The sequence below is a fragment of the Mycolicibacterium nivoides genome (assembly GCF_003855255.1).
In the GTDB taxonomy this organism is placed as follows: Bacteria; Actinomycetota; Actinomycetes; order Mycobacteriales; family Mycobacteriaceae; genus Mycobacterium; species Mycobacterium nivoides.
In genome coordinates this window covers 2,555,214-2,570,944 of record NZ_CP034072.1, presented here as the reverse complement: position 1 = coordinate 2,570,944, position 15,731 = coordinate 2,555,214, and the positions used below count along the sequence as shown (strand labels likewise).

The following is a 15,731-nucleotide window of genomic DNA, read 5'->3' as shown; positions in this document are numbered from 1 at the left end:
TGACGTGCTGGTGATCCGCCGGGATCTCGTCGAGGCCATGGTTGCGCATGCCCGCGCCGACCATCCTGACGAGGCGTGCGGGGTGATCGCCGGACCGGAGGGCTCTGATCGGCCCGAGCGGTTCATCGAGATGGTAAACGCCGAGCGTTCCCCGACCTTCTACCGCTTCGACTCGATGGAGCAGTTCAAGGTGTGGCGCTCGATGGACGAGGCCGACGAGGTGCCCGTCGTCATCTACCACTCGCACACCGCGACCGAGGCCTACCCGAGCCGCACCGACATCTCGCTGGCACAAGAGCCCGATGCGCACTACGTGCTGGTCTCCACGCGCGACCCGCAAGAGCACGAGCTGCGCAGTTACCGCATCGTCGACGGGGTCGTCACCGAGGAACCTGTCACAGTTGTCGATGAATACTGAGCAGCCGAGCAGTACACCTAAGGAGTTTCCATGGCAGTCACCGTCTCGATCCCGACCATCCTGCGTCCGCACACCGACGGGCAGAAGCGCGTCAGCGCCTCCGGCGACACCTTGCAGGCGGTGATCGCCGACCTCGAGGCCAACTACTCGGGCATCTCGGACCGGTTGGTCGACAACGGCAAGCTGCACCGCTTCGTCAACATCTACGTCAACGACGAGGATGTGCGGTTCTCCGGCGGTCTGGACACCACCATCGCCGACGGCGACTCGGTGACGATTCTGCCCGCCGTGGCGGGCGGAGCCTGACGGTCCATGACCAGATACGACTCGCTGCTGCAGGCCCTCGGCAACACCCCGTTGGTCGGGCTGCAACACCTGTCGCCTCGGTGGGAAGACGGTCCGGACGGGCCGCATGTGCGGCTGTGGGCCAAGCTCGAGGACCGCAACCCGACCGGCTCGATCAAGGACCGGCCCGCGCTGCGCATGATCGAGCAGGCCGAACGTGACGGCCTGCTGAGCCCGGGCGCCACGATCTTGGAGCCCACCAGCGGCAACACCGGCATCTCGCTGGCCATGGCCGCGATGCTCAAGGGCTACAACATGATCTGCGTGATGCCCGAGAACACCTCCATCGAGCGGCGTCAGCTCCTCGAGCTCTACGGCGCGCGGATCATCTTCAGCGCGGCCGAGGGCGGTTCCAACACCGCCGTGGCCACCGCGAAAGAGCTTGCGGCGGAGAACCCTTCGTGGGTGATGCTGTACCAGTACGGCAACCCGGCCAACAGCGACGCGCATTACTACGGCACCGGCCCGGAGCTGCTTGCCGACCTGCCCGAGATCACTCACTTCGTCGCCGGGCTCGGTACCACCGGAACCTTGATGGGCACCGGCCGCTTCCTGCGCGAGCAGGTACCGGGTGTGCAGATCGTGGCCGCCGAACCGCGCTACGGCGAGGGCGTGTACGCGCTGCGCAACATCGACGAGGGGTTCATCCCCGAGTTGTACGACCCCGACGTACTGACCACCCGGTTCTCGGTGGGTTCCTACGACGCGGTCAAACGCACCCGCGATCTGGTGACTCGCGAAGGCATCTTCGCCGGCATCTCCACCGGCGCGGTCCTGCACGCCGCACTGGGCATGGGCGCCAAGGCGATCAAGGCCGGCGAGCGCGCCGACATCGCGTTCGTGGTCGCCGACGCCGGCTGGAAGTATCTGTCCACCGGTGCCTACGCCGGTAGCCTTGATGACGCAGAAGATGCGTTGGAAGGGCAGCTATGGGCGTGAGCGGGCAGGCATGACGAACCCGGGTCTACCCGCGTCCAGCGCACCGAAGAAACGCCCGGCATGGATCGTCGGCGGCGTCACGATCGTCAGCTTCGTCGCGCTGCTGTACGTGATCGAGATCGTCGACACCGCCATGGGCCACCGGCTCGACCAGGACGGCATCCGGCCCCTGCAGACCGACGGACTGTGGGGCATCCTGTGGGCGCCCCTGCTGCACGGCGGCTGGCCGCACCTGATCGCCAACACCGTGCCCGCCCTGGTGCTCGGCTTTCTCATGACGCTGGCCGGGATGGGGCGGTTCATCGCCGCGACCGCCATCATCTGGATACTCGGCGGCTTCGGCACGTGGCTGATCGGAAACATCGGTCTGCACTGCCCCTACGTGACCGTGCAGTGCACGAGCACTCACATCGGCGCGTCCGGCTTGATCTTCGGCTGGCTGGCGTTCCTGATCGTGTTCGGGTTCTTCACCCGCAATGTGTGGGAGATCGTGATCGGCGTCGTCGTCCTGTTCGTCTACGGCGGCGTCCTGTTCGGGGTACTGCCCGGCAATGCGGGGGTTTCCTGGCAGGGCCACCTGAGTGGGGCCCTTGCCGGTGTGGTGGCGGCGTACCTCTTGTCCGGACCGGAACGCAAGTCGCGGGAAGCGAAGAAGAATTCCGCCCAGCCACGGCTGAGCGCGTGACCATATGAACGACCCCCTGGCCCCCGTCGGCATCTTCGACTCCGGCGTCGGCGGACTGACCGTGGCCCGCGCGATCATCGACCAGCTGCCCGACGAGGACATCATCTACGTCGGGGACACCGGCAACGGTCCCTACGGGCCGCTGACCATCCCCGAGATCCGGGCGCACTCGTTGGCCATCGGCGACGACCTGGTGGCCCGCGGCGTCAAGGCTCTGGTGATCGCGTGCAACACCGCGTCGTCGGCCTGCCTGCGCGACGCACGTGAGCGCTACTCGCCGGTGCCGGTGGTCGAGGTGATCCTGCCCGCGGTGCGGCGCGCGGTGGCCGCCACCCGCAACGGACGCATCGGCGTGATCGGTACCGCCGCCACCATCGCCTCCGGCGCCTATCAGGACGCGTTCGCGGCCGCCCGTGACACCGACGTGTTCGGGGTTGCTTGTCCAAGGTTCGTCGACTTCGTCGAGCGCGGGGTCACCAGCGGCCGCCAGGTGCTTGGTCTGGCCGAGGGATACCTGGAGCCACTGCAGCGCGCCGAGGTGGACACCCTGGTGTTGGGCTGCACGCACTATCCGATGCTGTCCGGTCTGATCCAGTTGGCCATGGGCGACAACGTCACGCTGGTGTCCTCGGCAGAGGAGACGGCCAAGGACCTGCTCCGGGTGCTCACCGAACTCGATTTGCTGAAACCCCACGAATCCGGCCCGGCACAACGGGTGTTCGAGGCGACCGGCGATCCGGAGGCGTTCACCACGCTCGCCACCCGCTTCCTGGGACCGGGGCTGGACGGGGCGCGGCAGGTCCGGCGTCACGCGGGCGTCGGAAAATGATCTCCGTCGCCCAAACCGGCGATGTCTTGGCAACGCGCACATCGGGCATGGCAAGCTAGACACTGTGCGATTGACCATCCTGGGATGTTCCGGCAGCGTTGTCGGCCCGGATTCGGCGGCCTCCGGCTATCTCGTCACCGCACCAGACACGATTCCGATGGTCGTCGACTTCGGCGGTGGCGTCTTGGGTGCGTTGCAGCGCTACGCCGATCCGAATTCGGTCAACGTGTTGCTGTCGCATCTGCATGCCGATCACTGCCTCGATCTGCCCGGCTTGTTCGTCTGGCGCCGGTATCACCCGATCCCGGCCACCGAACGCGGCCTGATGTACGGGCCGGCCAACACCTGGGCCCGGCTGGGTGCGGCGTCGTCGCCCGAAGGCGGCGAGATCGACGACTTCACCGACATCTTCGAGGTGCGGCACTGGGAGGACGGCTCCCCGGTGCAGATGGGCACGCTCAACATCACGCCGCGACTGGTGTGTCACCCCACCGAGTCCTACGGCATGCGCTTCACCGATCCGTCCGGGGCGACGCTGGTCTACAGCGGTGACACCGGATACTGCGACGCGCTCGTCGACCTCGCCCGTGGCGCCGACGTCTTCCTGTGCGAGGCGTCGTGGACGCACGACCCCTCACGTCCGCCCCACCTGCACCTGTCAGGCACCGAGGCGGGGCGCGCGGCCGCCGAAGCCGGCGTCGGTGAACTGCTGCTGACCCACATTCCGCCGTGGACCTCACGCGAGGACGTGATCAGCGAAGCCAAGGCCGAGTTCGACGGCCCGGTTCACGCCGTGGTGTGCGGCGAGACCTTCGACGTCACCCGGCGCTGACCCGCTAGGGTTGGCGGGTGTCCAAGCGAGAAGACGGTCGTCTTGACGACGAGCTGCGCCCGGTAACCATCACCCGCGGTTTCACATCGCATCCCGCAGGCTCGGTACTGGTGGAGTTCGGCCAGACCCGCGTCATGTGCACCGCCTCGGTCACCGAAGGCGTGCCGCGCTGGCGTAAGGGTTCCGGACAGGGCTGGCTGACCGCCGAATATGCCATGCTGCCGGCCGCCACTCACGACCGCTCGGACCGCGAATCGGTCAAGGGCCGCGTCGGCGGCCGCACCCAGGAGATCAGCCGACTGGTCGGACGCTCGCTGCGCGCGTGCATCGATCTCGGCGCGCTGGGGGAGAACACCATCGCGATCGATTGCGACGTGCTGCAGGCGGACGGCGGTACCCGCACCGCGGCCATCACCGGTGCCTACGTCGCACTCTCCGATGCGGTGACGTATCTGGCTGCGGCCGGGCGGCTTTCCGATCCGCGCCCGCTGTCGTGTGCGATCGCGGCCGTGTCGGTGGGTGTGGTCGACGGGCGCGTCCGCGTCGACCTGCCTTACGTCGAGGATTCCCGCGCCGAGGTGGACATGAACGTGGTCGCCACCGACACCGGCACCCTCGTGGAGATCCAGGGCACCGGTGAGGGCGCGACCTTCCCGCGGTCCACGCTGGACAAGATGCTCGACGCCGCGCTCGGTGCCTGCGAGCAGTTGTTCGTGATCCAGCGCGAGGCACTCGAACTGCCGTACCCGGGCGTGCTGCCGGAAGGGCCCGCGCCCAAGAAAGCGTTTGGAAGCTGAGTGCCGTCCCTCCTTGTAGCCAGCCGTAACGCCAAGAAGCTGGCCGAGCTGCGCCGGGTGCTGGATGCCGCCGGGATCACCGGGCTGGACCTGGTGTCCCTGGCCGACGTGGCTGCGTACGACGAGGCGCCCGAAACCGGTGCGACGTTCGAGGAGAACGCACTGGCCAAGGCTTCGGATGGCTTTCGCGCCACAGGATTGGCTTGTGTGGCAGATGATTCCGGGATCTCAGTGGACGCCCTGAACGGGATGCCCGGGGTGCTCTCGGCGCGGTGGGCCGGGCGCCACGGGGACGACAGCGCGAACACCGCGTTGCTGCTCGGGCAGCTGGCGGATGTGCCCGACGAACGGCGCGGCGCGGCGTTCGTGTCTGCGTGTGCGTTGGTGTCTGCGTCCGGTTCCACGGTGGTGCGCGGGGAGTGGCCGGGCACGGTCACCCGCGAACCCCGCGGCGACGGCGGGTTCGGTTACGACCCGGTGTTCCTGCCCGAGGGGTCCACTTCGACCGCCGCCGAGCTGTCACCCGCCGAGAAGGACGCGGCGTCGCATCGCGGCCGGGCGCTGGCGTTGTTGGTGCCAGCGCTGCGGGAGTTGGCCGGGTCCTAGCGGGCCCGCTGACTGTCCGCGCTTACAGTTCGAAGCGCTTCTTGAGGTCGAGCGTGTTGAAGTGCTCAACGATGATGCCCAGGAGCGGGATCGTGCCCGCGAGCAGCACGCCGATCGTCTTGCCGATGGGCCAGCGGACCTTGACCGCGAGGTTGGCCGTGAACAGCAGGTAGATGAAGTACACCCAGCCGTGCACGATGCCGATCCAGCTCGGCGGGTTGTCCACCTGGACGATGTACTTGAGCACCATCTCGTAGCACAGCGCGATCAGCCAGATGCCCGTCGTCCAGGCCAACACGCGGTAGCCCAGCAGGGCCTTGCGGATGGTCTCCTTGGGCATCGAAACAGGCGGCGTGACCTCGGCGCCCGGTTCTGGTGCGGTCATCTGTCGGTCCTGTCTTTCTTCTCGGGCTGGGCGTCGGACTTGGCCAGCTCGGCAAGGTAGGCGTTGTACTCGGACATTTCTCGGTCGTCGGCGTCGGCCGCTGCGGCCTTGGGGCGTTCGGGCAACAGGCCCGCGGGGATCTCGGTGAGCTCACCGTTATCCCGCTCCGGCGGTGCCTCCTCATAACGGACGAACTTGTAATAGGCGTAGAAGCAGAACCCGGCGAACATCGGCCACTGGAGGGCATAGCCCAGATTCTGGAAGGTGCCCGAGGCGGATTCGTAGCGGGTCCACTGCCACCAGGCCAGTGCGAGGCAGCCGGCCGCGCCAAGGAAGACCAGTGCGATGAGCGCTGGTCTCCTACGCCGTGTAGTGGACATTCGTCCATGGTACGGCGCGGGTCGCGGGGGTCGAAAATACGTGCCCGGATGGGCCGCGAGTGGCACTTAGGCTTTTCGCGTGCTCGAAGAAATGCTGCTCGACGCCGCGATCGTTCAAGCCGAGGCGCAGGCCTATCTCTCGGACCTCGTCGGCGAAGGCACCCCGTATGACGGCGGCTGGAGCTTTGATGCCGAAACCCATCAGTTTTCGCTGGCCTCGACGAGCGGCGTGGCACCTTTCGTCGCACGGGGCGAGCTGCTCGGCGCTGCCTCGGCGGAACGGGGGATGTGGCAGTGGGGATGGGCGAACCCCGATTTCCCGCGTCCGGACGAATACGGAAGCGCCGTGCTCCGCGACCGCGGTGAGCTGAACGGTATTGCCGAATTGCGTGATGCGGAGGTGCCGCTCGGCGACGCGACGCCGCGGGAGTTCGCGTGGTGGATGGGCGCCGTCGCGTCGCTCAATCTCGGGTTGAAGCCCTGCTATACCTTCGCGCTCGAGGATGGGATCGTCGGCGTGATCGTGCTGACCGACGATCGGCTTCAGTTGCCCGCGCCGAGCGCGCCCCGGCTGATGCGTTGTGTCGGCGAGGCGTTGCAGGCCATGCCGGTCGCACCCCGCAGCGTGTACGTATGGGCGGCGTTGCGGGAAGTGTCGGTCGAACAGATTCCGGGCGGTCTGCGGGTCGTGCTGCCCGACGGCCACGCCGAACTGCTCTTCGACGAGCACGACCGGCTGATCAACATGTCGGGTCAGGTCCTACCGTCCGGGTAGTGCGTCCACTGCCACTAGACCTTAGGGCCGATGAATTCGTCGAGGCGAGCGGTGGCGGCTTTGCGGTACACGGCAACGTCGTACTTGCTGGGGCGGGTCCACGGAATCCCGAGCTCATCGAGCGCGGCGCAATAGAGGGCCCGAATGTCGTCAGACCTATTCGAGAAGTGATAGCGGATGCTCTTGACGCCGCGATCGTCCGCAATCACGCGACAACCGTCGCTGTGAATCAGGCCGCGCACGAAGTCCTCTGGGGCTCGCTTGACAAGTGCCTCCTGCCAAGGCTCCAACCGAATCGGTCTGGTGTGTTTCCTGCCCGGACCATGCTGCGGAAGAAGGCATGGCCAGTGGTTCGAGCAGAGCGACACATCGGCGCAGTTGTCTTTGCGACGGACAAGGGCCGCGTGCTGACCAGGCATCAGAATGTCGAGGGCGTCACGGCAGCTGTCGATGATGCCTGGGTACTTTGTGTCGAGCGTGATCCTCAGGTGCCATGTCCGCGCGCCTCGGGAGATGCACCCATCGCCGAGGTACATACCAAGGACGTAGCAATATGCCTTGGCGGGAAGCGCGGAGAAGTCGTGGACGGTGCAGCGTCCTGAAGCGTCGGTTGTCGACCTCGGACGGATTCGGGGTTTGCAGCGCCATTGCCAGACGGTCTTGCGGGGTATGCCCGTGTGCCGGGCGATAGCGCAGTCGTTCAAGCCGGCTCTGATGAGCTGCTGAACCTTGTTGAACTCTTCTGCCGACCGCACGACGCACCCCTTCGTCAGGCGATGCCTCGACGATATTGATGGCTACCGACAGTCGAAGCTGATAAAGCGGGCTGTACGATCGTGGCTCTGCGGGCGTGGCGGAACTGGCAGACGCCCGGGCTTTAGGTGCCCGTGTTCGAAAGAACGTGTGGGTTCGAGTCCCACCGCCCGCACTCTTCAACTCGTTGGTGATCCAGGTTCACGGTCGGTGGTCGGTTCCCGAGCCCTCGACGGCCGGCGACCGCAACTCCTCACGCAGCGACGCGATCTCCGCGCGTAGCTCATTGATGTGGGCCGCCGTCACCGCTGCACTGGCAGCGTCGTCGACAGCCACGGTCTGCACGATCCACGACGCGATCGTCGCGGTGATCGAACCGACCAGGCTGATCCCGCCAATCATCAACAGCGCTGCGATGACTCGTCCGGTCGTGGTGACCGGGTACATGTCGCCGTAGCCGACGGTCGTGATGGTGGTGATCGCCCACCAGATCGCGTCGCCGAAGTTGGTGATGTGGGCGTCGGGCTGCCCACGCTCGGCCTGCAATACCGCCAGCGACGCGACATAGACCAGCAGCACCGCACCCGAGATCGTGTAGAGGATGACCTTGCCGCGGATCGCGTGGCCGACGGCTTTCTGGATCACGCCGATCAGCACGACGAGACGGAGCAGCCGCAGCGGCCGCAACAGCGGCAGCAGCACGATCGCCAGATCGACGAGGTGGGTCCGGAACCACTGCTTGCGGTCGTCGGCGAGATACAGCCGGGCCGCATAGTCCGCGGTGAACACTGCCCAGGTGAGCAGGGTCGCCAAGTCGACGGCCCGGGCGGCCAACCCGTGCGGCTGCACCAGCACCTCCACCGAGTACGCCGCGAGGAACACCGCTGCCACCGAGGCCAGCGGCCACTCGGCGCGTGCCTCCCACCTGTCGAGGCGCTGCTGGATCGTCACCGCAAAAGTGTGCGACACAAATCCGCGATCGGCTGAGGCAACCCGGCGGATTTCACTCTCGGCGGCCAGACCGTATCGTTCCATCTCGCCGAGGCGCGGCGGAGGCGTACCACGCGCGGGTGGGCGCGGAAGGGGAACGGACACACGTGAGCAAGCGGATAGTCGCGTTGATTCTGGCAGTGGTGGCGATTGCCGCGGGTTGCGGTAAAGGCGATGACGCGTCCGGGCAGACGATCACCCCCGGACACTCCCAGGCGTCCCCGTCGGGCACCTACACCGCGTTCGCGGAGGAGGGGACGGACGAGGACGGCGTGAAGCCCTGGGTCGCGGTGGTTCGCGACAAGGCCGGCAAGGAGGTCTTCCATGACCATTCCTCCTACAGCCCCCGCAACGGCGTGATGATGACCTGGCTGCCCACCGAACCCGAACAGCTGTGGGTGTATTCGGGCGATGGAGGGGTCTACAGGATTGCTCCGGGAAGCCATGGCGGGTGGACACGGAGTGCCGTCAAGAGCGAGAACGTGCCGTCGGAGATATCAAGTCTCTGGGAGTCTTCGCGTTCCTGAATCGAAGCACTGCCGCTTGGGTGCAGACTCGAGGCGTGAGACGGGAGGAGAACCGATGATTGACGTCCTTCCCGACATGCCCGAGGGTGTGTTCGGTATCCGAGTGTCGGGTCGAGTGCGTGGTGACGATCTGCGCGAATTCCGGCCGACGATGGACGAATTGCTCGACACCGGCGAGATCCGGATCGTCGAGGTCATCTCGCCGGACTATGAGGGATTCGGAAGCGGCGGGCTCGTAGAGGATTTGAAGCTGGGCCTCGGTGTGCTGCTGCGCCATCACTCCGCGTTCAAACGGATCGCCGTCGTATCCGATATGGAGTGGGTCGCCCACGCCATGCACGCTTTCGCGTGGATGATTCCGGGGGAACTCAAGGTCTTCGGGCTTGGTGAGCTCGATGAGGCCAAGGAGTGGGCGGCGGGCTGAGGCCGCGGGCAAGCCGAAATCAACGCAAACGTCGTTGGGGGCGCCGGGTTGCGACATTTCCGTCGCACTCGGCGCCAAACATAGGCGAACCAGCCCTACTTGTTGAACTTCCCGCTCAAATACTCAGCGCGGCAGGCATTTCGGGCCAGCTTGCCGCTCGTCGTGCGGGGGATCACGCCGGCCGCGACCATGCGTACGTCGGCCACCCGGATCTGGTGGTGGCGTGACACGGCCGCGCGGATCGCGTCGACGATCGGGCCGGGCTCGGCACGTCCGGCTCCGGCGGCCCGCTCGGCCACGATCACCAGTTCTTCACCGCGGTCTCCGACCACCGAGAACGCCGCGACATAGCCCGAGCGCACGGCGGGGGACGCCGCGCTGACGGTGGTCTCGATGTCGGTCGGGTAGTGGTTGCGTCCGTCGATCAGGATCATGTCCTTGATCCGGCCGGTGAGGTAGAGCTCGCCGTCGAGGTAGACGCCGAGGTCGCCGGTCGCCAGCCAATGGCCGTTGTCGGGCACCTCCTCGGCGTGGCTCCCCGTCGTGAGCCGGGTCTGCAGCTTGTTGGCGAACACCCGCTCGCTCTCATCGACGCGGCCGAAGTACCCCTGGCCGACGTTGTTGCCGTGCAGCCAGATTTCGCCGACTTTGCCGTCGGCCAGCTCGTCGCCGTCGGGGCTGGCGATCACCGCCCACTGATTCGGGATCGGCTGGCCGCAGGACACATGCGCCACGGCGCCCTCGTCGGTCGGGGAGATCGGCACGGCGCGTCCGGCGCTGAGCTGGTCGCGGTCGAGGTACACGGCGCTGGCCGCGGCGCTCGGTGCGATGCTGGCCACCGACAGCGTCGCCTCGGCCATCCCGTAGGACGGTTTGACCGCTGTCGCGGGCAGCCCGTACGGGGCGAATGCCGAGGTGAACTTCTCGACCGAGGCCATGGTCACCGGCTCGGAGCCGTTGAGGAGCGTGACAACGTTGGTCAGGTCCAGTGTCTCGCCCTCAGGCGGCAGGCCGCGCTCGGAAGCCAGCTCGAAGGCGAAGTTCGGGGCAGCTGCGAAGGTGCGACCGTGGGCGGCCTCTTCGGCCAGGCGCTTGATCCAGCGGTACGGGCGGCGGACGAACGCCATCGGGTCCATCAGGCTGATGTGGCCACCGCACAGCGCCGGGAACATGATCATGATCAGGCCCATGTCGTGATACAGCGGCAGCCAGCTGACACTGCGGATGCCGGTGTCCAGGTCGCCGGCCAGGATCATCTGGATGACGTTGGTACACACGTTGCGGTGGGTGATCTCGACACCGGCCGGGGTTCGGGTCGACCCCGATGTGTATTGCAGGTAGGCGATGTCGTCTATGTCGACCTCGGGGCTGACGTACATCTCGGCCAGCGTGTCCGGGACGGCGTCGACGGCGATCACGCGGGGGCGCTCGGCGGCCGGCAGCGTCTTGATGAAGGCGCGGACCGATTCGGCCGCGGACGTCGTGGTGAGCACCGCTGTCGGTTTGGCGTCGGACAGCACCGCGGCCAGTCGCTCGGCGTGACCGGCCAGGGCCGGCGCGAACAGCGGGACAGCGATGTTGCCGGCGTGCACCGCCGCGAAGAACGCCGCGACGTACTCGACACCTTGCGGGGCCAGGATCGCCACCCGGTCGCGGGGCTTGGTGACCTGCTGCAGTCGGGCGCCGACAGCGCACACCTGCGACCACAGGGCGTTCCAGCTCAGCTCGACGGCGCGGCCGTCGGGATCGGTCGAGTAGTCCAGGAAGCGATACGACGGCTCATCGCCAAAGATGAGCCGGTTGCGATCCAGGAACGACGTCAGTGTGACGCCGTCGGGTACGACGATCGTGCCGTCGTCGCGAACGTAGTTCTCGATGTTCGACGCCGACGAATCAACAGCACTGGTTGCAGCGGGATCCCGACCCATAACCCGTAAGACTAATAGCGGCTCTAATAAAGCCTGGCAGCGTGGTCGGGTGTGGGTTGTCACCGGGTACCGAAAATGTGTCGTGCGTCTCTCTATCTGGGCCCGTCAACTGCATAAGTCCCGTTATTGTCCGTGAATTCCACGATCACCCGGCGCAGCGTGTCGTTGATCTCGACCGCGCATGTGAAGGTTTCCCCGGCTCGCACGATCGGATCCTCGCCGTTGTTGCAAGCCACCGCGACGATCCGGTTGGCCCCGTAGCCGTTGATGGGGTCGGACAGGATCTGCGCTACCCCGGACTCGGCCTGATGGACGTCGAGGCGGGTGCTGTCGGCATCCACACGGCTCCACGCCCACACACCGGTGCCGACCATCGCGAGCGCAACGACGGCGACGGCCGCACCGATGAGCAGACGCCGGTCGGCAGGTTTGGGCTTGGGCGGCGGTGGCGGCTGTGGTGGTCGCGGCGGCCGCGGAGCGGGCCGGCCGTGGTGTTGCGGCGTTGGGAGCGGTGCCGGTCCTCGGACGGGTGGCGGCGTCCGCGGGGGCCGGGCTGGGTGAGCTCCCGGTGGCGGCGTGCCGCCGGGCAGGGGTGCGCCGCCGGGCCGTGCCCACCACGGCTGCTCGGGACCGCTCATCGGCTCTCCTCGACTCGGCTCATCGGATCACGCGAACCGTTGGTAGCACTGCGCATCATCGCCTTGCAGGCCGTACCGGTAGGCCAGGATGCGGGTGAACCCGGCCGGCAGCACCCGGCCGTTGACATCACTGGCAGCCAGTCCGTTGGTGAGCAGGCCGCTGATCGCCTCGTCGGTGTCACCGGCCGACAACGTGATCGGGTGACCTTCCTCGGCCATCCTGGCCTGCCCCACGCCGGTCAGGCAGCCCGTGCGCATGGCGGCCACCGGAGTGTCGAGCACCAGGCCCTTTTCGTGTTGTACGGCCAGCGCGTAGCGCGACGTGAGAACGGAGATCGCCGAATTGTCGCCTTGCAGTAGCTCGCGTTCGTCGTTCTCGTTCCTGGCTTCCCCCAACGCTTTCATCCCGTCCAGGTCCACCACGATGGTGTTGGTCGCCGGGCAGTAGGACGCCGGTGGCGACGGTCCCGCGTCGGGACATGCGGTGGGCTCGGTGCTCAGCTTCGGTGGGTTGGCCGGTGCGTAGACCTGCTGCAGCGACTGCATGGTCTTGCCCAGCAGATCGGCGGTGATCGTGCTGTTCGCGCTCTGCGCTCCGCCGAAGAAGTCGAGGAACTTGGGCAGATCGCCGCGGCGCTTCTTGATCTCGTCGGAGTCGATGGCCGCGCACTGGTCGACGTTGCCGCTGAAGCCGATCTGGAACGCGCTGACCCGGTCCAGCGCCGACCCGTGTTCGTTGCCGGTGAGCGTGGCGTCCATCCGCGTCATCAGGGGATCGCGGATGTAGATCAGACCGCCCAGGACGTGGTTGAGGCCGTCACCGGTGCTCAACTCGAAGCGCGGTGACTTACCCGCGGCCACCCAGCGCAGGTAGACGCCGGCGAGGCAGTCGGCTTGCTGTTCCGCCACCAGTACGGGCGTGCTCTCGTTGATCAGCCGGGCCTGTTGCTGGACGGCGTGGCCGTACTCGTGGGCCATCACACCTACCACACCCATCTGGCCGAAATACTGGGCCGCGACGGGAATCGCCACGCCGCGGTCCCAGGCCATCACGTCGCTCTTGAGGCAGTAGAAGGCGTTGGTCAGCCCGACGGTGTTCTCCCCGCAGATGTCGAGCCCGGGGGAGAGGTCGGAGTTGAACGAGACGAGCCGGGACACGGGGGTGAAGGTTCCCGGCAGCGAGCCGCCGGTGTAGTTCTGCGACCAGAAATCCTCGATGTCGTCGACGGCGAGCAGGGCCAGGTCGTCGATCTGGCCGCCGTCGGTGTTCTCGGCCTGGCGCGTGGGTCCGGGTGCGTCGGGCCGGATGCCGCTGTGGCCGTCGGTCACCGGCAGGCCGCCGACGCGGTCGGGCAGGAACAACATCGAGGTCGCCCGGCCGCCGACCACTGTGGCGTTCCCGCAGCCGGCCAGGAGTGCCGCACAGCAGACCAGACCGAGCCACCAGCGAAACCTCGCCAATTGAGCCGCCTTCCGTGCGATCCGCCTCAGCCAGTTCTACCTGCTCGTGGCGACGTTCGGCACGGGCCGTTCGATGACCTGCGCGACAATGGCACCCGTTATGAGCACGTTCGACGGTCTGCTGGCCCGGGTCCTGGCCTACGCGGCGGAGCCGGGGACTTCGGTCATCGGGATCGCCGGGGCGCCGGGCGCGGGCAAATCCACGCTGACGGAGGCGCTGGTCGCGGCCGCGCGGGTACGTCTCGGTGCCGACGCGGTCGCCCATGTGCCGATGGACGGATTTCACCTCGCCGATGTGGAGCTGCGCCGGCTGGACCGGATGGACCGCAAGGGGGCGCCCGACACCTTCGACGTTGCCGGCTACGCGGCGTTGCTGCGCCGCATCCGTGCGCGGACCGAGGTGGTCTACGCGCCGGGCTTCGAGCGTGACATCGAGCAGCCCGTCGCCGGCGCGATCCCGGTGTTCCCGGATGCGGCCGTGGTGCTCACGGAGGGCAACTACCTGTTGCTCGACGATCCCGGTTGGTCGGCTGTGGCCGCTGAGATCGACGAAATCTGGTACTGCGCAGTACAAGACGATGTGCGTGTCGCGCGTCTGGTGGCCCGTCACATTACGTTCGGCAAACGGGCAGATGAGGCGCGGCGCTGGGTTGCCGAGGTCGACGAACCCAACGCGCGGTTGGTGGCCGGCACCGCGGTGCGGGCCGATCTGTCGGTATCGGTCGACACCGTGCTTGGCCCAGTGATGCCCAACTCACACTGATGTCGTTTGTGTGGATAATCACGCCTGATCGAGTTGCTATAACGGTCGGCCGACGGCCAGAATCGATGTGTAAATCTGGAATCATTCCAGAAAAAACATGCGAGATTGGATAGGTTGCGATGGCGCTTTTGACGATTGGTTCTCAGTTCCCGGAATACGACCTGACGGCCGTGGTTGGCGGAGATCTGTCCAAGGTCGACGCCAAGCAGCCCGATGACTATTTCACCCGCGTCACCAACAAGGACGACGAGGGCAAGTGGCGGATCATCTTCTTCTGGCCCAAGGACTTCACCTTCGTGTGCCCGACCGAGATCGCCGCGTTCGGCAAGCTCAACGAGGACTTCGAGGATCGCGACGCCAAGGTCATCGGCGTCTCGGTGGACAACGAGTTCGTGCACTTCCAGTGGCGTGCGCAGCACGAGGACCTGAAGACGTTGCCGTTCCCGATGGTCTCCGACCTCAAGCGTGAGCTCTCGGCGGCCGCAGGCGTTCTGAACGCCGACGGTGTGGCCGACCGTGCCACCTTCATCGTTGATCCCAACAACGAGATCCAGTTCGTCTCCGTGACCGCGGGCTCGGTGGGGCGCAACGTCGACGAGGTGCTGCGTGTGCTCGACGCGCTGCAGTCCGACGAGCTGTGCGCCTGCAACTGGAAGAAGGGCGATCCGACGCTGAACGCCGGTGAGCTGTTGGCCGAGGCGGTCTGACCGTGAGCATCGACAACATCAAGGAAGCCCTTCCGGAGTACGCGAAGGACCTCAAGCTCAACTTCGGCAGCATCGTGAAGTCGACCGAGCTCACCGAGCAGCAGTTGTGGGGCGCCCTGGTGGCCACCGCCGCGGCGACCAAGTCGGCGCGCCTGCTGAAGGAGATCTCCGAGGACGCCCTCGACGTGCTGAGCGCCGAGGCCTACAACGGCGCCCTCGGCGCCGCCTCGATCATGGGGATGAACAACGTCTTCTATCGCACCAAGGGTCAGCTCGACGGTCGCTACGACGATCTGCGGGCCGGGCTGCGGATGAACATCATCGCCAACCCCGGTGTGCCCAAGGCGGATTTCGAGCTGTGGTCGCTGGCGGTGTCGGCGATCAACGGCTGCTCGCACTGCCTGTCGGCACACGAGACCGTGCTGCGTGACGCCGAGGTGTCCCGCACGACGATCTTCGAAGCCATTCGGCTGGCGTCGATCGTCTCCGGGGTGGCCCAGGCACTGCTCACCGCGGACGCACTCGCCGCGGTCTGATGCTCAAGCCTCC

21 protein-coding genes and 1 tRNA gene are annotated in these 15,731 nt (G+C 66.7%); 15 read left to right on the top strand and 7 right to left on the bottom strand.

The genetic code is table 11. The features are described 5' to 3' along the window. Positions 1 to 4 precede the first annotated feature (4 nt). The 8 genes from EH231_RS12185 to rdgB all read left to right on the top strand — a co-directional run bounded on the left by EH231_RS12185 (position 5) and on the right by rdgB (position 5,451). Positions 5 to 418 carry a M67 family metallopeptidase gene (locus EH231_RS12185; RefSeq protein ID WP_090434925.1) on the top strand — a complete coding sequence of 138 codons (414 nt, stop codon included), beginning with the start codon at positions 5 to 7 and terminating at the stop codon, positions 416 to 418. 30 nt (positions 419 to 448) lie between these two features. Continuing rightward, positions 449 to 724: a MoaD/ThiS family protein gene (locus EH231_RS12180; RefSeq protein ID WP_075923712.1), complete on the top strand. Its 276-nt coding sequence runs from the start codon at positions 449 to 451 to the stop codon at positions 722 to 724. 6 nt (positions 725 to 730) lie between these two features. Continuing rightward, positions 731 to 1,702: a cysteine synthase gene (locus EH231_RS12175; RefSeq protein WP_090434928.1), complete on the top strand. Its 972-nt coding sequence runs from the start codon at positions 731 to 733 to the stop codon at positions 1,700 to 1,702. 10 nt (positions 1,703 to 1,712) lie between these two features. Next, a complete protein-coding gene (locus tag EH231_RS12170; protein WP_090434930.1) occupies positions 1,713 to 2,387 on the top strand; it encodes a rhomboid family intramembrane serine protease in 675 nt (224 codons plus the stop codon). Positions 2,388 to 2,391: 4 nt separating this feature from the next. Continuing rightward, the gene (gene murI / locus EH231_RS12165; RefSeq protein WP_090434933.1) at positions 2,392 to 3,216 is read left to right on the top strand and encodes a glutamate racemase; all 825 of its coding nucleotides are present in this window, start codon (positions 2,392 to 2,394) and stop codon (positions 3,214 to 3,216) included. A 64-nt stretch (positions 3,217 to 3,280) separates the two neighbouring features. Next, positions 3,281 to 4,048 carry a cyclic nucleotide-degrading phosphodiesterase gene (locus tag EH231_RS12160; protein ID WP_044524100.1) on the top strand — a complete coding sequence of 256 codons (768 nt, stop codon included), beginning with the start codon at positions 3,281 to 3,283 and terminating at the stop codon, positions 4,046 to 4,048. A gap of 17 nt (positions 4,049 to 4,065) precedes the next feature. Next, complete coding sequence (gene rph, locus EH231_RS12155) at positions 4,066 to 4,845, top strand: ribonuclease PH (RefSeq protein ID WP_003880216.1); 780 nt, start codon at positions 4,066 to 4,068, stop codon at positions 4,843 to 4,845. Further along, positions 4,846 to 5,451, top strand: coding sequence for an RdgB/HAM1 family non-canonical purine NTP pyrophosphatase (rdgB, locus tag EH231_RS12150; RefSeq protein ID WP_090434936.1), 606 nt, complete (start codon positions 4,846 to 4,848; stop codon positions 5,449 to 5,451). It begins immediately after the preceding gene. A gap of 22 nt (positions 5,452 to 5,473) precedes the next feature. On the opposite strand, the gene EH231_RS12145 is transcribed toward rdgB, so the two are convergent. Next, a complete protein-coding gene (locus EH231_RS12145) occupies positions 5,474 to 5,836 on the bottom strand; it encodes a DUF3817 domain-containing protein (RefSeq protein ID WP_090434939.1) in 363 nt (120 codons plus the stop codon). Further along, on the bottom strand, positions 5,833 to 6,216 hold the full coding sequence (locus EH231_RS12140; protein ID WP_090434942.1) for a hypothetical protein: 384 nt from the start codon (positions 6,214 to 6,216) through the stop codon (positions 5,833 to 5,835). Before EH231_RS12140 ends, EH231_RS12145 begins: the two co-directional genes overlap by 4 nt. Positions 6,217 to 6,295: 79 nt before the next feature. Here EH231_RS12140 and EH231_RS12135 point away from each other — a divergent pair, with 79 nt between their 5' ends. Continuing rightward, positions 6,296 to 6,991, top strand: a complete 696-nt coding sequence (locus tag EH231_RS12135; RefSeq protein ID WP_124712488.1) for a DUF6882 domain-containing protein — start codon at positions 6,296 to 6,298, stop codon at positions 6,989 to 6,991. Positions 6,992 to 7,005: 14 nt separating this feature from the next. On the opposite strand, the gene EH231_RS12130 is transcribed toward EH231_RS12135, so the two are convergent. Continuing rightward, entirely contained in the window at positions 7,006 to 7,746 is a 741-nt protein-coding gene (locus EH231_RS12130; RefSeq protein WP_170856512.1) for a hypothetical protein, read from the bottom strand. Positions 7,747 to 7,835: 89 nt separating this feature from the next. On the opposite strand from EH231_RS12130, the gene EH231_RS12125 reads away from it, so the two are divergent. Then, positions 7,836 to 7,919 (top strand) — tRNA-Leu (locus EH231_RS12125). 26 nt (positions 7,920 to 7,945) lie between these two features. Here EH231_RS12125 and EH231_RS12120 read toward each other — a convergent pair. Then, positions 7,946 to 8,695, bottom strand: a complete 750-nt coding sequence (locus EH231_RS12120; RefSeq protein ID WP_234927236.1) for a potassium channel family protein — start codon at positions 8,693 to 8,695, stop codon at positions 7,946 to 7,948. 146 nt (positions 8,696 to 8,841) lie between these two features. On the opposite strand from EH231_RS12120, the gene EH231_RS12115 reads away from it, so the two are divergent. Further along, complete coding sequence (locus EH231_RS12115) at positions 8,842 to 9,261, top strand: hypothetical protein (RefSeq protein WP_170856513.1); 420 nt, start codon at positions 8,842 to 8,844, stop codon at positions 9,259 to 9,261. Between the two features lie 55 nt (positions 9,262 to 9,316). After that, positions 9,317 to 9,685, top strand: a complete 369-nt coding sequence (locus EH231_RS12110; RefSeq protein WP_090434956.1) for a SpoIIAA family protein — start codon at positions 9,317 to 9,319, stop codon at positions 9,683 to 9,685. 95 nt (positions 9,686 to 9,780) lie between these two features. Here EH231_RS12110 and EH231_RS12105 read toward each other — a convergent pair whose 3' ends face one another. The 3 genes from EH231_RS12105 to EH231_RS12095 all read right to left on the bottom strand — a co-directional run bounded on the left by EH231_RS12105 (position 9,781) and on the right by EH231_RS12095 (position 13,712). Then, positions 9,781 to 11,613 (bottom strand): fatty acyl-AMP ligase, encoded by a 1,833-nt coding sequence (locus EH231_RS12105; RefSeq protein WP_090434959.1) that lies wholly within the window; start codon positions 11,611 to 11,613, stop codon positions 9,781 to 9,783. Positions 11,614 to 11,705: 92 nt separating this feature from the next. Next, a complete protein-coding gene (locus tag EH231_RS34250; protein ID WP_241177940.1) occupies positions 11,706 to 12,251 on the bottom strand; it encodes a DUF4333 domain-containing protein in 546 nt (181 codons plus the stop codon). Between the two features lie 27 nt (positions 12,252 to 12,278). Next, positions 12,279 to 13,712, bottom strand: a complete 1,434-nt coding sequence (locus EH231_RS12095) for a neutral zinc metallopeptidase (protein WP_090434965.1) — start codon at positions 13,710 to 13,712, stop codon at positions 12,279 to 12,281. Between the two features lie 100 nt (positions 13,713 to 13,812). Between EH231_RS12095 and EH231_RS12090 the strand changes: the two genes are divergently transcribed. From EH231_RS12090 to ahpD, 3 genes are all read left to right on the top strand, one after another. Continuing rightward, complete coding sequence (locus EH231_RS12090) at positions 13,813 to 14,475, top strand: nucleoside/nucleotide kinase family protein (protein ID WP_090434969.1); 663 nt, start codon at positions 13,813 to 13,815, stop codon at positions 14,473 to 14,475. A 119-nt stretch (positions 14,476 to 14,594) separates the two neighbouring features. After that, a complete protein-coding gene (locus tag EH231_RS12085; RefSeq protein ID WP_090434971.1) occupies positions 14,595 to 15,182 on the top strand; it encodes a peroxiredoxin in 588 nt (195 codons plus the stop codon). Between the two features lie 2 nt (positions 15,183 to 15,184). Continuing rightward, positions 15,185 to 15,718 (top strand): alkyl hydroperoxide reductase AhpD, encoded by a 534-nt coding sequence (gene ahpD / locus EH231_RS12080; RefSeq protein ID WP_090434975.1) that lies wholly within the window; start codon positions 15,185 to 15,187, stop codon positions 15,716 to 15,718. The last annotated feature ends 13 nt before the right edge of the window (positions 15,719 to 15,731 follow it).